21 protein-coding genes and 1 pseudogene are annotated in these 17,685 nt (G+C 42.5%); 10 read left to right on the top strand and 12 right to left on the bottom strand.

From position 1 onward, the window contains the following. Positions 1 to 92: 92 nt before the first annotated feature. Both A4U55_RS09045 and alaS read right to left on the bottom strand, forming a co-directional pair. Complete coding sequence (locus A4U55_RS09045; protein ID WP_003660662.1) at positions 93 to 266, bottom strand: hypothetical protein; 174 nt, start codon at positions 264 to 266, stop codon at positions 93 to 95. A gap of 131 nt (positions 267 to 397) precedes the next feature. Then, on the bottom strand, positions 398 to 3,079 hold the full coding sequence (gene alaS / locus A4U55_RS03935) for an alanine--tRNA ligase (RefSeq protein ID WP_063454038.1): 2,682 nt from the start codon (positions 3,077 to 3,079) through the stop codon (positions 398 to 400). A 292-nt stretch (positions 3,080 to 3,371) separates the two neighbouring features. Here alaS and A4U55_RS03930 point away from each other — a divergent pair, with 292 nt between their 5' ends. Continuing rightward, positions 3,372 to 3,587: a hypothetical protein gene (locus A4U55_RS03930; RefSeq protein ID WP_003660657.1), complete on the top strand. Its 216-nt coding sequence runs from the start codon at positions 3,372 to 3,374 to the stop codon at positions 3,585 to 3,587. 103 nt (positions 3,588 to 3,690) lie between these two features. On the opposite strand, the gene purB is transcribed toward A4U55_RS03930, so the two are convergent. The 3 genes from purB to mnmA all read right to left on the bottom strand — a co-directional run bounded on the left by purB (position 3,691) and on the right by mnmA (position 7,690). Continuing rightward, on the bottom strand, positions 3,691 to 5,079 hold the full coding sequence (gene purB, locus A4U55_RS03925; protein WP_003659300.1) for an adenylosuccinate lyase: 1,389 nt from the start codon (positions 5,077 to 5,079) through the stop codon (positions 3,691 to 3,693). Positions 5,080 to 5,186: 107 nt separating this feature from the next. Next, the gene (locus A4U55_RS03920; protein WP_003659302.1) at positions 5,187 to 6,515 is read right to left on the bottom strand and encodes a YkvI family membrane protein; all 1,329 of its coding nucleotides are present in this window, start codon (positions 6,513 to 6,515) and stop codon (positions 5,187 to 5,189) included. Then, entirely contained in the window at positions 6,512 to 7,690 is a 1,179-nt protein-coding gene (gene mnmA, locus A4U55_RS03915) for a tRNA 2-thiouridine(34) synthase MnmA (protein WP_038519846.1), read from the bottom strand. The genes A4U55_RS03920 and mnmA overlap by 4 nt, the downstream gene beginning before the upstream one ends. Before the next feature lie 98 nt (positions 7,691 to 7,788). On the opposite strand from mnmA, the gene ispF reads away from it, so the two are divergent. The 9 genes and pseudogenes from ispF to A4U55_RS09005 all read left to right on the top strand — a co-directional run bounded on the left by ispF (position 7,789) and on the right by A4U55_RS09005 (position 11,626). After that, entirely contained in the window at positions 7,789 to 8,277 is a 489-nt protein-coding gene (ispF, locus tag A4U55_RS03910; protein ID WP_036335221.1) for a 2-C-methyl-D-erythritol 2,4-cyclodiphosphate synthase, read from the top strand. Between the two features lie 70 nt (positions 8,278 to 8,347). Then, entirely contained in the window at positions 8,348 to 8,914 is a 567-nt protein-coding gene (locus A4U55_RS03905) for a cysteine hydrolase family protein (protein WP_063454037.1), read from the top strand. Between the two features lie 52 nt (positions 8,915 to 8,966). Further along, positions 8,967 to 9,302, top strand: coding sequence for a Grx4 family monothiol glutaredoxin (gene grxD / locus A4U55_RS03900; RefSeq protein WP_003671498.1), 336 nt, complete (start codon positions 8,967 to 8,969; stop codon positions 9,300 to 9,302). Positions 9,303 to 9,507: 205 nt separating this feature from the next. After that, complete coding sequence (locus tag A4U55_RS09315; RefSeq protein WP_228141155.1) at positions 9,508 to 9,708, top strand: hypothetical protein; 201 nt, start codon at positions 9,508 to 9,510, stop codon at positions 9,706 to 9,708. Positions 9,709 to 9,729: 21 nt separating this feature from the next. Next, positions 9,730 to 10,245 (top strand): gamma-glutamyltransferase family protein, encoded by a 516-nt coding sequence (locus A4U55_RS09310; protein ID WP_264753414.1) that lies wholly within the window; start codon positions 9,730 to 9,732, stop codon positions 10,243 to 10,245. Then, positions 10,220 to 10,546, top strand: a complete 327-nt coding sequence (locus A4U55_RS09305; RefSeq protein ID WP_250638052.1) for a gamma-glutamyltransferase — start codon at positions 10,220 to 10,222, stop codon at positions 10,544 to 10,546. Before A4U55_RS09310 ends, A4U55_RS09305 begins: the two co-directional genes overlap by 26 nt. After that, the gene (locus tag A4U55_RS09400; RefSeq protein WP_264753413.1) at positions 10,504 to 10,719 is read left to right on the top strand and encodes a gamma-glutamyltransferase family protein; all 216 of its coding nucleotides are present in this window, start codon (positions 10,504 to 10,506) and stop codon (positions 10,717 to 10,719) included. The genes A4U55_RS09305 and A4U55_RS09400 overlap by 43 nt, the downstream gene beginning before the upstream one ends. Then, positions 10,689 to 11,212 (top strand): annotated as a pseudogene (locus tag A4U55_RS09395) (gamma-glutamyltransferase). Before A4U55_RS09400 ends, A4U55_RS09395 begins: the two are co-directional and overlap by 31 nt. Before the next feature lie 63 nt (positions 11,213 to 11,275). Next, on the top strand, positions 11,276 to 11,626 hold the full coding sequence (locus A4U55_RS09005; RefSeq protein WP_003659312.1) for a hypothetical protein: 351 nt from the start codon (positions 11,276 to 11,278) through the stop codon (positions 11,624 to 11,626). Positions 11,627 to 11,849: 223 nt separating this feature from the next. Here the strand turns inward: A4U55_RS09005 and fdx are convergent, their stop codons facing one another. From fdx to A4U55_RS03855, 7 genes are all read right to left on the bottom strand, one after another. Then, the gene (fdx, locus tag A4U55_RS03885; RefSeq protein ID WP_003660647.1) at positions 11,850 to 12,188 is read right to left on the bottom strand and encodes an ISC system 2Fe-2S type ferredoxin; all 339 of its coding nucleotides are present in this window, start codon (positions 12,186 to 12,188) and stop codon (positions 11,850 to 11,852) included. A 116-nt stretch (positions 12,189 to 12,304) separates the two neighbouring features. After that, positions 12,305 to 14,164: a Fe-S protein assembly chaperone HscA gene (gene hscA, locus A4U55_RS03880; protein WP_003673693.1), complete on the bottom strand. Its 1,860-nt coding sequence runs from the start codon at positions 14,162 to 14,164 to the stop codon at positions 12,305 to 12,307. 152 nt (positions 14,165 to 14,316) lie between these two features. Beyond that, complete coding sequence (gene hscB, locus A4U55_RS03875; protein WP_003659319.1) at positions 14,317 to 14,835, bottom strand: Fe-S protein assembly co-chaperone HscB; 519 nt, start codon at positions 14,833 to 14,835, stop codon at positions 14,317 to 14,319. 26 nt (positions 14,836 to 14,861) lie between these two features. Further along, complete coding sequence (gene iscA / locus A4U55_RS03870) at positions 14,862 to 15,182, bottom strand: iron-sulfur cluster assembly protein IscA (RefSeq protein WP_003659320.1); 321 nt, start codon at positions 15,180 to 15,182, stop codon at positions 14,862 to 14,864. A 109-nt stretch (positions 15,183 to 15,291) separates the two neighbouring features. After that, a complete protein-coding gene (gene iscU, locus A4U55_RS03865) occupies positions 15,292 to 15,675 on the bottom strand; it encodes a Fe-S cluster assembly scaffold IscU (protein ID WP_003659322.1) in 384 nt (127 codons plus the stop codon). Positions 15,676 to 15,851: 176 nt separating this feature from the next. Further along, positions 15,852 to 17,075, bottom strand: a complete 1,224-nt coding sequence (locus A4U55_RS03860) for an IscS subfamily cysteine desulfurase (protein WP_003665735.1) — start codon at positions 17,073 to 17,075, stop codon at positions 15,852 to 15,854. Beyond that, positions 17,072 to 17,578, bottom strand: coding sequence for an Rrf2 family transcriptional regulator (locus A4U55_RS03855; RefSeq protein WP_003659326.1), 507 nt, complete (start codon positions 17,576 to 17,578; stop codon positions 17,072 to 17,074). The genes A4U55_RS03860 and A4U55_RS03855 overlap by 4 nt, the downstream gene beginning before the upstream one ends. Positions 17,579 to 17,685 lie beyond the last annotated feature (107 nt).

The following is a 17,685-nucleotide window of genomic DNA, read 5'->3' as shown; positions in this document are numbered from 1 at the left end:
ACGCTCATTTCTTAATTGTGTGCCAAGTTGAGTACGAAAACCTGCACGATTTTCTTCTAAAGTTTGTTGGGTGGCGATAATCGTATTATTGGTCAAAAGTCCAGTTTTGTGTATTTCATTAAATCCAAGGTGTATGGCTTGAACATGGTTATGTACTTCATTGCCAAACCTTTTAACTCTGCAAGTGCCTTATGAGCTTCTACAGTTAATTTTAAGATATCAATGGTTTCAATATCACTTGATAACTGGCCTAAGGTTGCTGGCATGACTTCTCCATTTTATGCACAAATAATTAAAAAATGTGTGCATATATTGCAATGCTTGGCAAACATGCACACATTTTGGTTTGCAATCTATATTGTGGCATTTGCTGATTAAAAGACACTATGGATAAAGTTTAACCCAATTTCTCCCCAATCCAATCTGTCAAGCCAGTCATCAGCTTTGGCAGGTTCGCCACGTCGGTTGCACCCCCTTGGGCAAAGTCTGGTTTGCCGCCACCTTTGCCACCTAAGTTTTCGCTTAGGTGCTTGATGATGTCGCCTGCTTTGATTTTGCCTGTTAAGTGTTTGCCCACGCTTGCGGTCATGGCGATTTTGTCTTCACCGTCTGCCGTATAGACGCTTGCCAGTATCACAATGCCATCGGCCAGTTTTGACTTCATGTCGTCTGATAAGGTGCGTAATGCTTTATTATCCATGCCATTGACGGTGGCAATCAGCACTTTTTGACCATGGATATTTTTTAGGTTGTCCATCAATGAATTGGCGTGTAGGCTGGCAAATTTTTGGTTTAGCCGTTCAATTTGTTTTTCCAGATGACGGTTTTTGTCGCTCAACTGTGCCACACGCTGGGCGATTTCATGGCGTTTGGCTTTAAACTGATTGGCAAGTTGGTTTAATTGCTTATCGCCTTGTTGCACATAATTAACCGCTCCCATGCCTGTGACGGCTTCTATACGGCGAACACCTGCTGAAATGCCTTGTTCGCTTATGATTTTAAACAGCCCAATATCTCCTGTACGAGTCACATGCAGACCGCCACACAGTTCAATAGAAAATGGTTTGCCATCTTTATCGGTTGTACCCATGGACAGCACACGCACCGTATCGCCGTATTTTTCGCCAAAGAGCATCATCGCCCCTTTGTTTTTGGCACTGTCAATGTCCAAAATCTCAACATGGGCAGGGGTGTTGGCCAATATTTGTTGGTTTACCATGGTTTCAATTTGGCTGATGTTTTGTTCGGTCAATGGTTTGTCATATGAAAAATCAAAACGAAGCAAATCGCTGCTCACCATTGAGCCTTTTTGGCTAACCCCATCGCCCAATATGGTGCGTAAAGCGGCGTGTAGCAAATGAGTGGCAGAGTGGTTTTTGGCACTGGACGCACGCACCTGACTTGCCACTTGGGCGGTCGCTGACTGATTGTTGTTAATATGCCCCATTTTCACCACCCCATGATGAATGATGGCTTGTCCTGATTTTTGGGTGTCTAACACATCAAATACGCCAGATTCGGTGCTGATTTCGCCAAGCTCACCCACCTGTCCGCCACTTTCGGCATAAAATGGGGTTTTATCAAGGATTAACACACCCTCATCACCTTCTGCCAGTGTATCAACAGCCTTGCCATCTTGATAAAGATGAATCACGGTGCTGTCATTATCAAGCCGTTCATAGCCTAAAAATTCGGTGGCACTGTCTACTTGAATGAGTGCGTGATAATCCATGGCAAATTTGCCTGCTTCACGCGCCCTTGTGCGTTGCTCTGCCATGCTCAGCTCAAAGCCCGCCTCATCAATGGTGATGCCTTTTTCACGCACGATATCAGCGGTCAAATCCGCAGGAAAGCCATAGGTGTCATATAATTTAAACACCGTTTCACCCGCTAAGACATCGCCTTGCTGTAAGCTGTCCAATTCTTGCGACAGCAGTTTTAGCCCTTGCGATAATGTTTTGGCAAATTGTTCTTCTTCTTTTAAAATCGCTTGTTCAATTTTGTGCTGTTCATGACGCAGTTGGGGGTAGGCATCGCCCATGATGTCAGCAAGTGGGTGAACCAGCTGATAAAAGAATGCATCGGTTGCCCCAAGTTTGTTGCCATGACGCACCGCACGGCGAATGATGCGACGCAACACATAGCCACGACCTTCATTGCTTGGGATAACCCCATCAGCAATCAAAAACGCCACCGAACGAATGTGGTCAGCAAGCACCTTCAAAGATGGCTCATTTTGAATGTCGGTATCGGTTGGTAAGCCAATGATGTTGACCGCCTTTGTCATCAGCTTGGTAAAAATATCGGTCTCATAATTGCCATGCACCCCTTGCATGATGGCACTGATGCGTTCAAGCCCCATGCCTGTATCAACCGACGGCTTAGGCAGCGGCTGCATTGTGCCATCTTTTTGGCGGTTAAACTGCATAAAGACACAGTTCCAAATCTCAATATAGCGGTCGCCATCTTCGTCAGGCGTACCGGGCAGACCACCCCAAATATGCTCACCATGGTCATAAAAAATCTCTGTGCAAGGGCCGCAAGGGCCTGTATCCCCCATCATCCAAAAGTTATCGGACTGGTACGCCCCGCCTTTATTATCGCCAATGGCAATGATACGCTCTTGGGGCAGACCGATGTCTTTGTGCCAAATATCAAAGGCTTCATCATCGGTGTGATAAACAGTCACATAAAGACGGTCTTTTGGCAAGGCAAGCCATTTTTCATCAGTTAAAAATTCCCACGCAAAGGCAATGGCGTCCTTTTTAAAATAATCACCAAAACTAAAATTACCCAGCATCTCAAAAAAAGTATGATGGCGAGCGGTGTAGCCCACATTATCAAGGTCGTTATGCTTACCGCCAGCACGCACGCACTTTTGTGATGACACAGCACGCACATAGTCGCGTTTTTCTAACCCCAAAAAAGTGTCTTTAAACTGATTCATGCCTGCATTGGTAAACAGCAGCGTGGGGTCATTGTGTGGAATGAGACTTGATGAGGGAACATGGGTATGCTGTTTTGAGACAAAAAAGTCAATAAAGGCTTGGCGTACTTCATTTGATTGCATGGTTTTCATATAAAATCCTTGGCTAAAGGCAGCGGATATTTTGTATTTATGGGCTAAATTGATGGGACAACTAAGCTAGCTTGGATAAAAATGCTTATAAAAATGCTTGTCGCAGTTGCCAAAAACGATTAATTTTAGCATAAATGATGATAAATGTAAGTGATTTATGCAGGCTTGGTGCAATTTTTGTACATAAAACACAGCATCACAAAAATTTTATAGAAATTTTTGAAAAATCGCTTAACATTTGTGCAAAAAAAGTGTATAAATAGGGTATTCCACAAAAACTATGGGGTTTTATATGAATATACCATTATTTAGTGCGATTTTTTCAATTGCGTTTACAGTGATTATTGGCGTGTTGATGATTGTTGCTTTTGTTACTGGGTTTGATAAAGGTATGCATATCATTGGTGCTGTAGTTATTGGTGCGGTGATTAGTTTGCCTGTAGCACTCTTTGTTACCAAAAGACTTGCTCAGCTGACAAGTGGTTCAAATAAAGCACCTAAAGCGTAATTAATTTTAAAAAATATTCGCTTGCCAATCTTATCAAAAGCCAGCCAAAAAAATCACCGCAAGTTTACTAAGCGGTGATTTTTATATAAGAGATTATTATTAATTATTTAAAATAATCTTTAATATTTTTTGCTTGAATATCAGCATTGCCAATATAGGTGGCGGGGGTCAAGTCCGCCAAGCGTTTTTTCTCACTTGCTGGCACGGCATTTAGCTCATCACCATGAATAAAATCCAGCATCATCTCACGGGTCATGGCTTGTCCACGGGTTAAGGTTTTTAATTTTTCATACGGTTTTTCTATATTATAGCGACGCATGACGGTTTGGATGGGTTCGGCAAGCACTTCTTGTGCATTGTGCAAATCTTCATTAAGACGATTGGCGTTTATCTCCAATTTGCCAATGCCTTTTAAGCAGGCATCAAAGGCAATCAAACTTTGGGCAAAACCCACGCCCATGTTGCGAAGGACGGTTGAGTCGGTTAAATCTCGTTGCCAGCGTGAAATGGGCAATTTTTCGCCCAAATGAGCCAAGACCGCATTTGCCAAACCAAGGTTGCCTTCAGAGTTTTCAAAGTCAATCGGATTGACCTTGTGGGGCATGGTTGATGAACCCACCTCGCCATCTTTAAGTTTTTGTTTAAAGTAACCAAGCGAAATATAGCCCCACACATCACGGTTAAAGTCGATTAAAATCGTGTTAAATCGACGCAGGGCATCAAATAACTCCGCCATATAATCATGTGGTTCAATTTGGGTGGTGTATGGATTGAATGTTAAACCAAGACTGGTAACGAATTTTTGGGCATGGTCTGCCCAGTCAATGTTGGGATAAGCGGATAAATGGGCGTTATAATTACCAACCGCACCGTTTATTTTTCCTAATAATTCCACATGATTAAATTGGGTTAATTGGCGGTGTAGGCGATAGGCAACATTTGCCATTTCTTTGCCCAATGTGGTGGGGCTGGCGGTTTGACCGTGTGTGCGTGAGAGCATGGGTTGATTGGCGTGCGTTTGGGCAAGCGTGGCGATGGCGTCAATGAGTTGTTGCATGCTGCTTGCCAGCACATCACGACTTGCCTTTAACATTAAGGCATGTGATAAGTTGTTGATGTCTTCGCTGGTGCAGGCAAAATGGATAAACTCGCCCGCATTTTTAAGCTCGTCAATATCAGCGATTTGCTCTTTTAAAAAGTACTCCACCGCCTTGACATCGTGGTTGGTGGTGCGTTCAATCTCTTTGATACGCAGGGCGTTTTCTTCGCTAAAATTTTGCACAATTTCATCAAGGCGTTGGTTGGTTTTGGCAGAAAATGGCTGAATTTCTATCACCTGTGGGTGATTGGCAAGGGCTTGCAACCAACGGATTTCAACAGTAACCCGAGCGTGGATAAGTCCAAATTCGGACAGATACGGACGCAAAGCATCGCATTTAGAAGCATAGCGACCATCAAGTGGGGATAGGGCGGTAAGGGCAGATAACGGCATAGTCTTAAATTTCCTAAGCTTATTTTGGGGTTGTTTAATATTGGGTTGTGAATGTTGTTCAATGTGTGCTGTTTGGCTTTATATCATGGTAAAGCATTGATGACTTATCATGATTTATCTAGGTTGTCTTTAACCAGCTGAGTCATGTCTTGCTTGATTTCTTGGTCATTAATAACCGAATTTTCAATCAATTTATTTAACTGTTTTTCATCGGTTTTATTAAAACTTTGTGAATCGTCTAATTTTTTTTGCATCAAAGCATAAATATGGCGGCGATTGATACGCTCGGTTTTAATCTTTTTATGGTTTTTTATCCATGCCAACAACAACACGACAAGAAGCAACATACCAATGTAGCCAATGATGGGGAACATGATTGAGACCAGTTTTTTAAAACCTGCAAAGCTTAAGATAAAGCCGACCAAAACCAAGCCAATCAATATCCATTTAAAGCGCTGGTTGTCATCACCTGAAAAACGCTTGGCCAGCGAGTAATATAAACTGATGGCGGTATTAAAAATCATGGCAAAAATGATAAAACTCATCAAAGTGCCAAGCCATGGATGAACATTTGCCACCAATAATTGCATGGGTAAGTCAGCATCTAAAATCAAATCAATGTTGGCAAAGATGGTAAAAGCGGTGCAAGCACTGATTAAGCCGATGAGCGCACCCCCTAAAAATCCCCCACGGGCAGCTTCACCGACATACATGGTTTTACCACCAAGCACAAACGCCATGGATGCACCTGTCATAATACACAAAGCGTAATAGTTGATTAAAGACAGCCATGCATTGGGAAAAATTTGAGGTTCTGATAACGCAATGCGGTCAAGGTAATCCCAATCGTAGCTTTTACCAACAAAGGTGTAGAGTGTCAAAGCGAAGATGATAAATACCACAATGGGTGTAAAGATACCGATTACAGCGGTGACTTTTTCAAAGTTTAGCATGCTAATGCCAATCACCAATAACGAACAAAGGGCTGCCCCAAGCCATGTGGGTGCCCCAAATTCTTGATTTAAATTAGCACCAGCACCAGCAATCATGACAAAGCCTAAGGTAAAACCACTGACAATCAATGACCAATCAAGTAATTTTGTTACCCAAGGACCTGCAATATTATCAAGGACTTGGCTGTGTTCATTGGCACGATAAAACGAACCCAATGCCAAAATAATGCCCCCAAAAATGGCATGCAAAACCCCTAAAATCACAACGCCTATCATGCCCATTTTGCCAAAGCTTGCAAAATATTGAAATATCTCTTGACCAGAAGATAGACCAGCGCCTGTGATGACGCCAACATAAGCCAAAGCAATGATGATGATTTTTTGATGGTTAAATGAATATTTTGGTGGGTTTTGATGAAGCATTGGTATGATGAATTTTGATAAATGGCTTATAATTTTAACAAAAAATAACAATAAAATCAATAAATCTTTGCATTTGTCCCATCAATCACCCCACCCCCTAAGCAAATGTCGCCATCATAAAACACGACCGATTGACCTTGTGTTACCGCACGCTGGGCATCATCAAACACCACTTTGACTGTATCACCTGTCTCATCAAGGGCAAAGACGGTACAATCTTGGTCACTCTGGCGATAGCGGGTTTTGGCGGTGCATCTAAAACCTTGCTTGCCAAAAATCTGAGCAGGCGGAGCAATTCCCCAATCCAGTTTATAAGCGGTAAGCTCGTCAGATTGTAACATGGCGTGGTCATGCCCCTGTCCGACGATGAGACGGTTATTTGTCAGGTCTTTGTGTAACACAAACCACGGCTCTTCGGGGCGATTTGCCACACCACCAATACCAATGCCGCCACGCTGTCCGATGGTGTAATACATCAAGCCATCATGTGTGCCAATTTTTATGCCATCATCGGTGTAGATATCGCCTTTTTGAGCGGGTAAATACTGTTGTAAAAAATCCTTAAACTTGCGTTCACCAATAAAGCAAATCCCTGTGGAGTCCTTTTTGTTGGCGGTGATAAGGTCATATTTTTGGGCAATGGCTCGCACTTGTGGTTTTTCAAGTTCACCGATGGGGAAAAGTGTCTTGGCGATTTTGTCGCCCCCCACAGCGTGTAAAAAATAACTTTGGTCTTTATTGGTGTCCAAACCACGCAGCAACTGGGCCTTGCCATCTTGGCTAAAACCACGGCGTGCGTAATGTCCTGTAGCGATAAAATCCGCCCCAAGTCCAAATTGTGACCCAGACGCATAATCCAAAAAGGCTTTAAATTTAATTTCTTTGTTGCATAAAATATCAGGGTTTGGCGTGCGTCCTGCTTGGTATTCTGCCAAAAAATGTTCAAAAACATTGTCCCAATATTCCATGGCAAAGTTAGCGGTGTGTAATTTGATGCCGATTTTATCCGCCACCGCTTGGGCATCAGCCAAATCAGTCATGGCGGTGCAGTATTCACTGCCATCATCTTCTTCCCAGTTTTTCATAAACAAGCCTTCAACATGAAAGCCTGCTTGTTGTAACAAAACAGCCGATACCGAGCTGTCCACACCGCCAGACATGCCAACGATGACTTTGATGTCTTTGGGGGCTTTGCCATAAGATTGGGCAATATCAGATAGACGGTAGGCGTTCATGGTTGTCTCTTTTTATCAGATTGTGGTAAACTTGTGCCATTATATGGGGCTTGCCAGTCATTTTACAAGCATTGTCCACAACAAATCAAAAAGGCTTTATGATGATAAAAATCGGTCAAGGCATAGATGTGCATTCATTCACACAGGGTGATTTTGTGATGCTTGGCGGTGTACGCATTCCCCACAGCCATGGCATAAAGGCTCATTCAGATGGCGATGTACTGCTACATGCTTTATCAGATGCCCTTTTGGGAGCGTTGGCATTGGGTGATATTGGGCAGCATTTTCCTGATACAGATGATGCTTATCAAGGTGCTGATAGCAAAGTTTTGCTAAAACATGTTTATGCGTTGGTGCAAGCACAAGGCTACATGCTTGGCAACGCTGACATGACGGTCATTTGTGAATTACCGAAGCTATCACCGCACAACCTTGCCATGCGTGAGTGCATTGCAGGCGTGTTGGGTGTCAGTGTAGACTGTGTAAGTATCAAGGCAACCACCAACGAAAAAATGGGCTGGATAGGGCGTGGTGAGGGCATTTGGGCAAGTGCAACGGTGCTGCTTATTAAAAACCATGCTTATTAAAAACAGTGGTGTGTTTGGTTTGTTTTTGTCATTGATAATAAATATGGGTCTAAATAAATATGGGGTCTAAATGATTGCTAAAAATACCGCTTTATTGCTCATTGACTTACAACAAGGCTTTTATGATGAAGCCTACTGGGGCGGTCATCGCAATAACCCACATTGTGAGCAGGTTTGTTTTGAACTACTTAGCCATTGGCGAGAGCAAGATTTGCCCATTTTTCACATTCGTCATTCATCAACCACGCCCCAATCACGCTTACACCCCACACATCAAGGTTTTAATTGGATTGAACTGACTAAGCCCCAAGCTCATGAAACGGTCATTACAAAGCATGTCAATAGCGGTTTTATTGGCACAGATTTACAGCAGCAACTGACCAAAGCGGGCATTGATACGCTTGTTCTTGTTGGGCTGACAACCAACCACTGTGTATCCACAACCGCACGCATGGCAGCTAATTTGGGCTTTACCACTTTTGTGGTATCCGATGGCACAGCGACTTTTGATAGAATGGGAGCAACTGGCGAGCGATTTGACAGTCAGCTTGTCCATGAAATCAGTCTTGCCAATTTGCATGGTGAATTTGCCACTGTACTTACAAGTGCTGAACTTTTACATAAATACACCTTGTAAAAATCGCCATTTACCCCCATAATAGCCCAAATTTCTCAAATCGGAGCGAACCATGACCGACATCAACCCAGAAACCAAAACCTTAATTGAAAACCAAATCAAAGACCATGCTGTCCTACTGTATATGAAAGGCACGCCCCAGTTTCCCCAATGTGGATTTTCAGCGCGTGCAGTAGAGGTACTGACCCAAATTGGTAGACCCTTTGCTTTTGTTAATATCCTAGAAAATCCAGAAATCCGCAGTACTCTACCACTCATCGCCAATTGGCCAACCTTTCCACAGCTTTGGGTTAATGGTGAGTTAATCGGTGGTAGCGATATTATCCTACAAATGTACCAATCAGGTGAGTTAAAACCACTCATTGAAGAGCATAGCCCAGAGGCCTGATTGCTTAATATCTTAAACAAATATCAAAAAAAGACTGCTGATGACATTAGCGGTCTTTTTTGATGGTCAAGATTGATTGTTTGGATTGAATTATTTAGCCATATTACATACAATAATCAGCATAATTTGTATGTATTATCAATCAAACTCAGACGAAGTTGCGCTTATGGCTAAAACATATTTATTGACTGCATCGATAATGTCTATGGCAATCTCTGGATGTCAAGTCATCCATGCCAATCAAGGTAAGGTTAATACTAATTCTGCTGTCATCACAGGTGCAGACGCTCACACGCCTGAACATGCAACGGGACTGACCGAACAACAGCAGGTGATTGTAAGTGATTTTATGGTAGCATCAGCCAATCCATTAGTAACTCAAGCAGGCTATGATATCTTAAAATAAGGCGGTAGTGCTGCAGATGCGATGGTGGCGGTGCAGACGACACTAAGCCTAGTAGAGTCACAGTCGTCAGGCTTGGGCGGTGGTGCATTTGTGTTGTATTGGGATAATACCGCCAAAACATTGACCACATTTGATGGGCGTGAGACGGCACCGATGCGTGCGACGCCAGAGTTATTTTTGGATAAAGATGGCCAGCTATTGAAATTTATGGAAGCGTTGGTCGGTGGTCGCTCGGTGGGTACGCCTGCTATCCCTAAACTGATGGAGACAATACATCAGCGATACGGTGTATTTCCTTGGGGAAAATTATTTGGTACGCCGATCCACTTGGTAAAACAAGGCTTTGAGGTGTCGCCAAGGCTTGCCATCTCGGTTGAGCAAAATTGGCAGCATTTGGCACGCTATCCAAAAACAGCCGCTTATTTTTTGCCGAATGGTGTGCCGCTACAAGCAGGCAGCTTGCTGAAAAATTTAGAATTTGCTGACAGTGTTCAGGCGTTAGCAGTTCAAGGTGCAAAAAGCTCTGCATACTGGTAAATATGCCCAAAATATCGTTTCGGTTGTCCAAAATGCTAAGGATAACCCCGGTCAATTATCCTTACAAGATTTATCTGATTATCAAGTGGTGGAACGCCCGCCTGTTTGTGTGACTTATCGTATTTATGAAGTATGCGGTATGAGTGCACCAAGCTCAGGGATTGCTGTGGGTCAGATTTTGGGGATTTTAAATGAATTTTCACCCAATCAGGTGGGGTATGATGCTGAAGGCTTGCGTTTGCGGATCGTGATGTATATTTGGGCGACCCTGATTTTGTACCTGTACCCATTCGCCAGTTGATTTCCAAAGACTACCTAAAACATCGCAGCCAGCTGCTTAAGCAGTCGGATAAGGCACTGCCTAGCGTATCTGTAGGGATTTTATTCATGAGTGGGTATCCTCACAAGCGATTGAGTTACCTTCTACCAGTCATATCTCAATTGTGGATAAGGCGGGTAATGTGCTATCAATGACGACTTCCATTGAAAATGCGTTTGGCTCAACTTTGATGGCAAATGGCTACTTGCTGAATAATGAGCTGACAGACTTTAGTTTTGAGCCAATAAAGCAGGGCAAACAGGTCGCCAATCGTGTCGAGCCTGGTAAGAGACCACGCTCCTCAATGGCACCAACCATCGTATTTAAAGCAGGCAAGCCTTATATGGCAATCGGCTCCCCAGGTGGTAGCCGAATCATTGGCTATGTCGCTAAGACGATTGTGGGCATCGTGACTGGAATATGGATATCCAAGATGCCATCAGTGCACCCAATTTATTAAATCGTTTTGGTAGCTATGAATTAGAGATGGATACAACCGCCGTCCAATGGCAACACGCATTAAATGATTTGGGCTATAAGACTGATGTGCGTAAGCTAAATTCAGGTGTTCAAGCCATTATTATCGAGCCAAGCAGGCTGGTTGGCAGTGCCGATCCACGCCGAGAAGGTCGAGTGATGGGTGATTAGAGGTGAAGCTTGTATTTTGTGAATTTGACCATATTAAGTTAATCATTAAAATAGGGGGAAATTGTGAGTAATCAAACAAAAATACAAGCCATCAAGCAAGCTTCTGAGCAGATTTTGGCAATTTGTGAGACACCAAACACAGCATTACAAGCCATTCATTTGATTTTAAGGCATGGTGGGGCAGGAGAGTTGTCTTGGCAAGTGGTGTATCAGCGGGTTATGGCTGATGAAGATGTGATTGGTGCTGGTTATTTGATTGATTTTGCACAAACTGCCGAAAATTTACCATTTGATGTATTGCCTTTGATTAGCCTTGTACTAAACAAAGGTGATGAGACGCTAAAAACCACCATGTTAAATAAATTACCTGATAATGCCAAGGAAAATTTACGCATTATGGGCTATATATGTTAGGTCTTAAAGTATCTTTTTATACAAAAAACACTCATGAATAGTCTTATGAGTGTTTTTTAATGAGCGATACCGTAAACCAAAATAAAATCACAGCGTCCAACTTCGGTCTATCCATGCTCTTGGTTCATCGATAAACATGGCATAAGCCTAAAGCAAGATACTCACAAATATCTAAATGTAATAAAAAGCCTGCTGTCAATTTGCAGGCTTTTTGGGTGGTGAATTAATGGTTTTCTTTGGCATGATTTAGGGTGTATTTTGGAATTTCGATCACCAAATCCTCATCAGCAACAATACACTGGCAAGATAAGCGTGAATCTGGTTCAAGACCCCAAGCACGGTCAAGCAAATCGCCTTCAATATCATCCATTTCTTCTAGACTATCAAAGCCTTGTCGTACAACAACATGGCAAGTTGTGCATGCCTTGGACATATCGCAGGCGTGTTCAACTTTTATACCACGCTCGAGCATGGCTTGGCATAGATTTTCACCCTCTGCAACCTCGATGGTTGCACCCTCTGGGCAAATTTCGTGATGAGGTAAAATGGTTACAACGGTCATGATGTTCTCTTATTAATAATATTTAAACTTTTCTTCTTAAATTAAGATAAAATTAAGATAAAATTAAGATAAAATTCATATTTAATCTATAAAATTGATTAAACATTTACTTTAATTTACCAGTCGCTGGTGCGTGTACCAGTAAGGGCGTCTTTGACATTTTTATCCATAATAACACTGGCAAAATGGTCACTGTGTACCTTTAAGGCTTTGATGGCTTCGTCAATGGCGGCCTTGTCATCTGTATTTAGTGAATCTGCCGTCACTTGCATATGATGGCGTAAATTTGTCTGTTCTTCATCGCTAAGTAAATCGGTAAATTCATCCAAAGCTGACTGTAAGGCAAGTAATTCCCTTTGGGCTTCAACTTTAGTTTCGATGAGCATGCGAGCAGCTTTATCTTCAGCAGCATGAATAAAACCCGCCTGCAAGAGCTGCTCTTGTTGCTCTTCGGATAAACCATAGCTTGGACTGACTTGAATTTGACTGATGATGTCTGTCGTCGTTTCACGAGCGGATACCGTCAACTGACCATTGGCATCGATGGCATAAGTTACCTCAATGCGTGCCAAACCTGCTTTCATCGGTGGAATGCCATGTAGCTCAAAGCGTGCCAATCCTCGGCAATTGGCAACCGTATCACGCTCACCTTGCACCACTTGGATAATCATACCAGTTTGTCCGTCTTGATGTGTGGTAAAAACTTGACGGCGAGTCACTGGAATGGGGGTATTACGTGGAATGATAACCTCCACCAATCCACCCATTGTTTCAATCCCAAGCGATAAAGGCGTCACATCTAAAAGAAGTAGCGTTTCGTTTGATTGATTAATCAGTTGATCAGCAGCAATGCCAGCACCGATAGCAACAACCTCATCAGGATTAATATTGCATAACGGCGTACGCTCAAAATATGCTGTAACGGCATTTTGAATGACTGGCATGCGTGTTGAGCCGCCCACCAAAATGATGTCATTGAGATTGGATTTGTCAATTTTGGCATCACGCATGACCTGTTCACAAGATTGAATGGTACGACGGATAACAGGTTGTATAATCTCACTTAACATGTCATTATTTAGTGTTTGCGTGACTAAAATACCACCAATCTCAACTTCAATAACAACACTGTCTTGACTACTTAATGCTTGTTTATAGGTTTTGGCAAGTTTTGCTAAGAGAGATTTTTCAGTCTCATCAATATCTGCTGGGGTCAGGTGAGATGATTGTATTAACCAATGTGCAATCAGTCGGTCAATGTCATCGCCACCAAGGGCAGAATTACCCCCTGTGGCAAGTACCTCAAAGACACCCTCAGATAAGCGAAGCAATGAGACATCAAAAGTACCGCCCCCAAGATCATAGACCAAATAATTTCCTTGAGCGGTATTTTTATCGATGCCATAGGCAATTGCTGCTGCAGTTGGCTCATTGAGTAGGCGAAGTACATTTAAGCCTGCTGCGGTCGCTGCATCTTTGGTGGCGGCCCGCTGAGCGTCATCAAAATAGGCAGGTACGGTAATCACCGCACCTTGAATACTGTCTGGTGGTAAGGCAGCGGCGGCATGATTTTTTAGATGTCTTAAAATATGTGCAGAAGTTTCTACAGGGCTTTTTTCACCTTGAGCGGTTAAAAAAGCAGGCATGGTTTGATGATTGCCAGACAAATCATAAGGATGAGAAAATTTAATGTCTGATTTGGCACGCCCCATGAATCTTTTGGCGGAGATGATGGTGTTTTTATGGTCATCGGCATAGTTTAAGGCATCATTACCGACGATAGGGCGGCTGCTTTTTTTACCATAATAAACAACCGATGGCAACAGTGGCGACTGACCAAAAGCAAGCACTTCGGAGCGTCCTGATCTGACAACGGCAACCAAGGAATGTGTTGTACCCAAATCAATACCAAGGGCATAACGATGCTGATGGGGGTTTTTGCTTTGATTGGGTTCGCTGATTTGTAATAAAGACATGATGGATTCTTATACTGGCTAATGTGGCTAAAAATAAGAGCTTAAGTGATTGGGCATTTTAAGCCTAACAGTCAATTAAAATGTGTGTATGATATGACACTTGTCAAATTTTAACATCTTGGTATGGTAAAAGTTTTGTCAAAGCAGTGTGATTATACATACAAATCATCATCATGACCTTGGGATAATAATTTGGTAACTTTGGCATCGATATCAACCAGTAATTTGCTAAGAAATTGGAGCTTACGGGTTGCATCTATTGCTTCTGCCCATGTGTGATTTTGATAATTTTGCATAAATCTTGTAGATTGCTCTTGGCTGAGTGCATGAACTTGGTTGGATATTTGATCCAAAACCATTTTGTCATCGGTCGTATCTAAGCGAATACGCAAGTCCATCATTTCATCTAAAAAGTCCCAATCATTAATAGACTGCGACAAATCTACTGCCTGACCAGACAGCTCAAGCAAATAAGCAGCTCGGCTGTCGGCATGGGATAAGACTTGATAGGCATGATTGATAAGCGAAGCTTGGTTGGTGCTGGCTTTATTGGCATCTCGATCAGGATGATGCTGTTTTTGTAGCGATAATAATGCTGATTTTAACGCATTTTTATCAATATCAAATGCGATAGGTAGCCCAAATAAACCAAAAAAGTTAGCTTTGTTCATCATAAATTCCTTATCAAGATTGGCGATTAAACGGTAAATGATTCACCACAACCACATTCGCCTGTTTGATTGGGATTGGTGAACTTAAAGCCAGAGTTTAGGCCTTCTGTGACATAATCCATTTGTAGTCCGTTTAGATACACCAAGCTTTTGGGGTCAATAAATACCGATACGCCGTGCGATTCAAAACGCTCATCACTATTATTTGGGTCGTCCACAAATTCAAGTACATAAGCAAGACCAGAACAGCCAGCTGTGCGTACACCAACTCGAATACCAACACCGCTACCACGATTTTCAAGAAAATCTTTAATATGTTGTGCTGCTTGTGTGGTTAAATTGATCATAGCGACTCCTTTGTTTACCTATGAAATTGATGAAATTGACTACATTTTGATATGCTGATTCATCAAAACCAACCGTTACAGTTTAGATTATCTGGATAGTTGGGCTTATTTATGCTTGTGCTTTGGTTTGATAATCTTCAATGGCGGCCTTGATGGCATCTTCTGCCAGTACTGAGCAATGTACTTTGACAGGCGGTAAGGCAAGCTCATTGGCAATGTCTTTATTTTTAATGGCGGCAGCTTGGTCAAGTGTTTTGCCTTTTAGCCATTCTGTGACCAATGAGCTTGAGGCAATCGCTGAGCCACAGCCATAAGTTTTAAATTTAGCATCTTCAATGATGCCATCATCACTCACTTGAATTTGCAAACGCATCACATCGCCACAGGCGGGGGCTCCGACCATGCCTGTGCCGACATTTTTGGCAGCTTTATCCAAATTGCCCACATTGCGTGGATTTTCATAGTGATCAATAACTTTATCTGAATATGCCATAATTGACTCTCTTATAGTTAAGTTTAACTTGATTGAGGCATTTAATGACTTAATGGATTAACTGCCTCATCTTGCTATTTAGGTTTTGTGTAAATGGTTGATATGGGTCTAACTTTAGAATAATTTTAAACAATTGTGCAAAATCTGCCCAAAAATATGACTGAGTTTTTGGCGGATTAATGCTCTTGCCACTCAACGGTATTTAGGTCAATGCCTTCTTTAAACATATCCCAAAGTGGGGATAATTCACGCAATTTATCAACCGCTTCATGGATTTGGCTTAATACCAAATCAATGTCTTGCTCGGTTGTGTAGCGACCAATACTAAAGCGGATAGATGAATGGGCAAGCTCATCAGGGCGACCAATCGCACGCAAGACATAAGAAGGCTCAAGCGTCGCTGAAGTACAGGCAGACCCTGATGATACCGCCAAGTCTTTTAGGCTCATCATCAAGCTTTCGCCTTCAACAAAATTAAAGCTAACATTGATGATATTAGGAACGCCATGCTCCATTGAGCCATTTAAATAAACTTCTTCGATATCTTGTAAGCCATGCCAAAGTTTATCTCGCAGTGCTTTGATGTGCGTATGGTCTTCGTCAAATCGTTGTACAGATAAAGCAAACGCCTCTCCCATGCCAACAATTTGGTGCGTTGCCAAAGTGCCTGAACGCATACCACGCTCATGACCGCCACCATGTTGTTCAGCTTTGATACGCACGCGTGGCTTACGACCAACATACAATGCACCGATGCCTTTTGGACCATAGATTTTATGACCGCTAAAGCTCATCAGATCTACTTTAAGCTCACCGAGGTTGATTTTAATTTTGCCAACTGCTTGGGCAGCATCCACATGAAATAACACACCTTTTGCGCGTGTGATTTCACCAATGGCAGCGATATCGGTAATGGTACCAAGCTCATTATTGACTGCCATCAAACTCACCAAGATAGTGTCATCACGCAATGCGTTTTCAACTTGTTCTGGGTAAATTAAGCCTGTACCTGCTTCAGGCTCAAGATAAGTAATCTCAAAGCCTTCTTGTTCTAATTGACGGCAAGTATCCAGTACCGCTTTGTGTTCAATTTTACTGGTAATGATGTGTCTGCCACGACCTTCATAAAAATGTGCCACGCCTTTGATTGCCAAATTATCTGATTCGGTTGCCCCTGAAGTAAAAACAATTTCTCTTGGGTCGGCGCCAACCGTTTCAGCGATTTGTAAGCGTGCATTTTCAACAGCTTCTTCTGCTTGCCAGCCAAAGCCATGCGAGCGTGAAGCGGGGTTACCAAAAATGCCCTCAAAGGTAAGATAATTGACCATTTTATCTGCGACCTCTTTGGCAACAGGTGTTGTGGCGGCGTAGTCTAAATAGATGAGTGAAGTCTGGCTCATGCTGGATTCCCAATTAAAGTGATGGTTGTGATTTGTGAATTATCTTTTTCAAACTGATGTAGGCGATTGACTTGGCGATCAGCGATGGTTTGTGTATTTTTGGTTTCTAAAAGCTGTGCCAAAGTCACTTTTTTAAGATAGCTTTCAATATGATGAGACAGATTGTGCCATAAATCATGTGTCAAGCACATTGCGCCATCTTGGCAGTTGCCTTTTCCGCCACACTGAGTGGCATTGATGCTTTCATCAACGGCGGTAATAATGCTCATGATGTCAATATCTTCAAGTGGTTTTGCTAAATGATAACCGCCCAAAGCACCACGAGTACTATTCACCAATCCTTTTTTACGCAGTTTTGAAAACAGCTGCTCTAAATAAGATATGGAGATGGACTGGCGTTTGGCAATGTCTGATAAAGACACTGCGCCTTGATGGCGACTCTCTTGGACAGCCAAATCCAATAAGGCAGTGACGGCATACCGTCCACGAGTTGTTAAACGCATTGAAATACTTCCATAATTGCCTAATTTTGGTCAATATAAGCATTGATAAAAATTTTGATGGTGAATGGCGTTATTATAATAATTCCGAGTAAATAGGTCAAGATTAA

The organism is Moraxella catarrhalis, assembly GCF_001632285.1.
Lineage (GTDB): Bacteria > Pseudomonadota > Gammaproteobacteria > Pseudomonadales > Moraxellaceae > Moraxella > Moraxella catarrhalis.
Note: the sequence above shows the minus strand (reverse complement) of the source record. Positions and strands in the feature narration are given on the sequence as shown.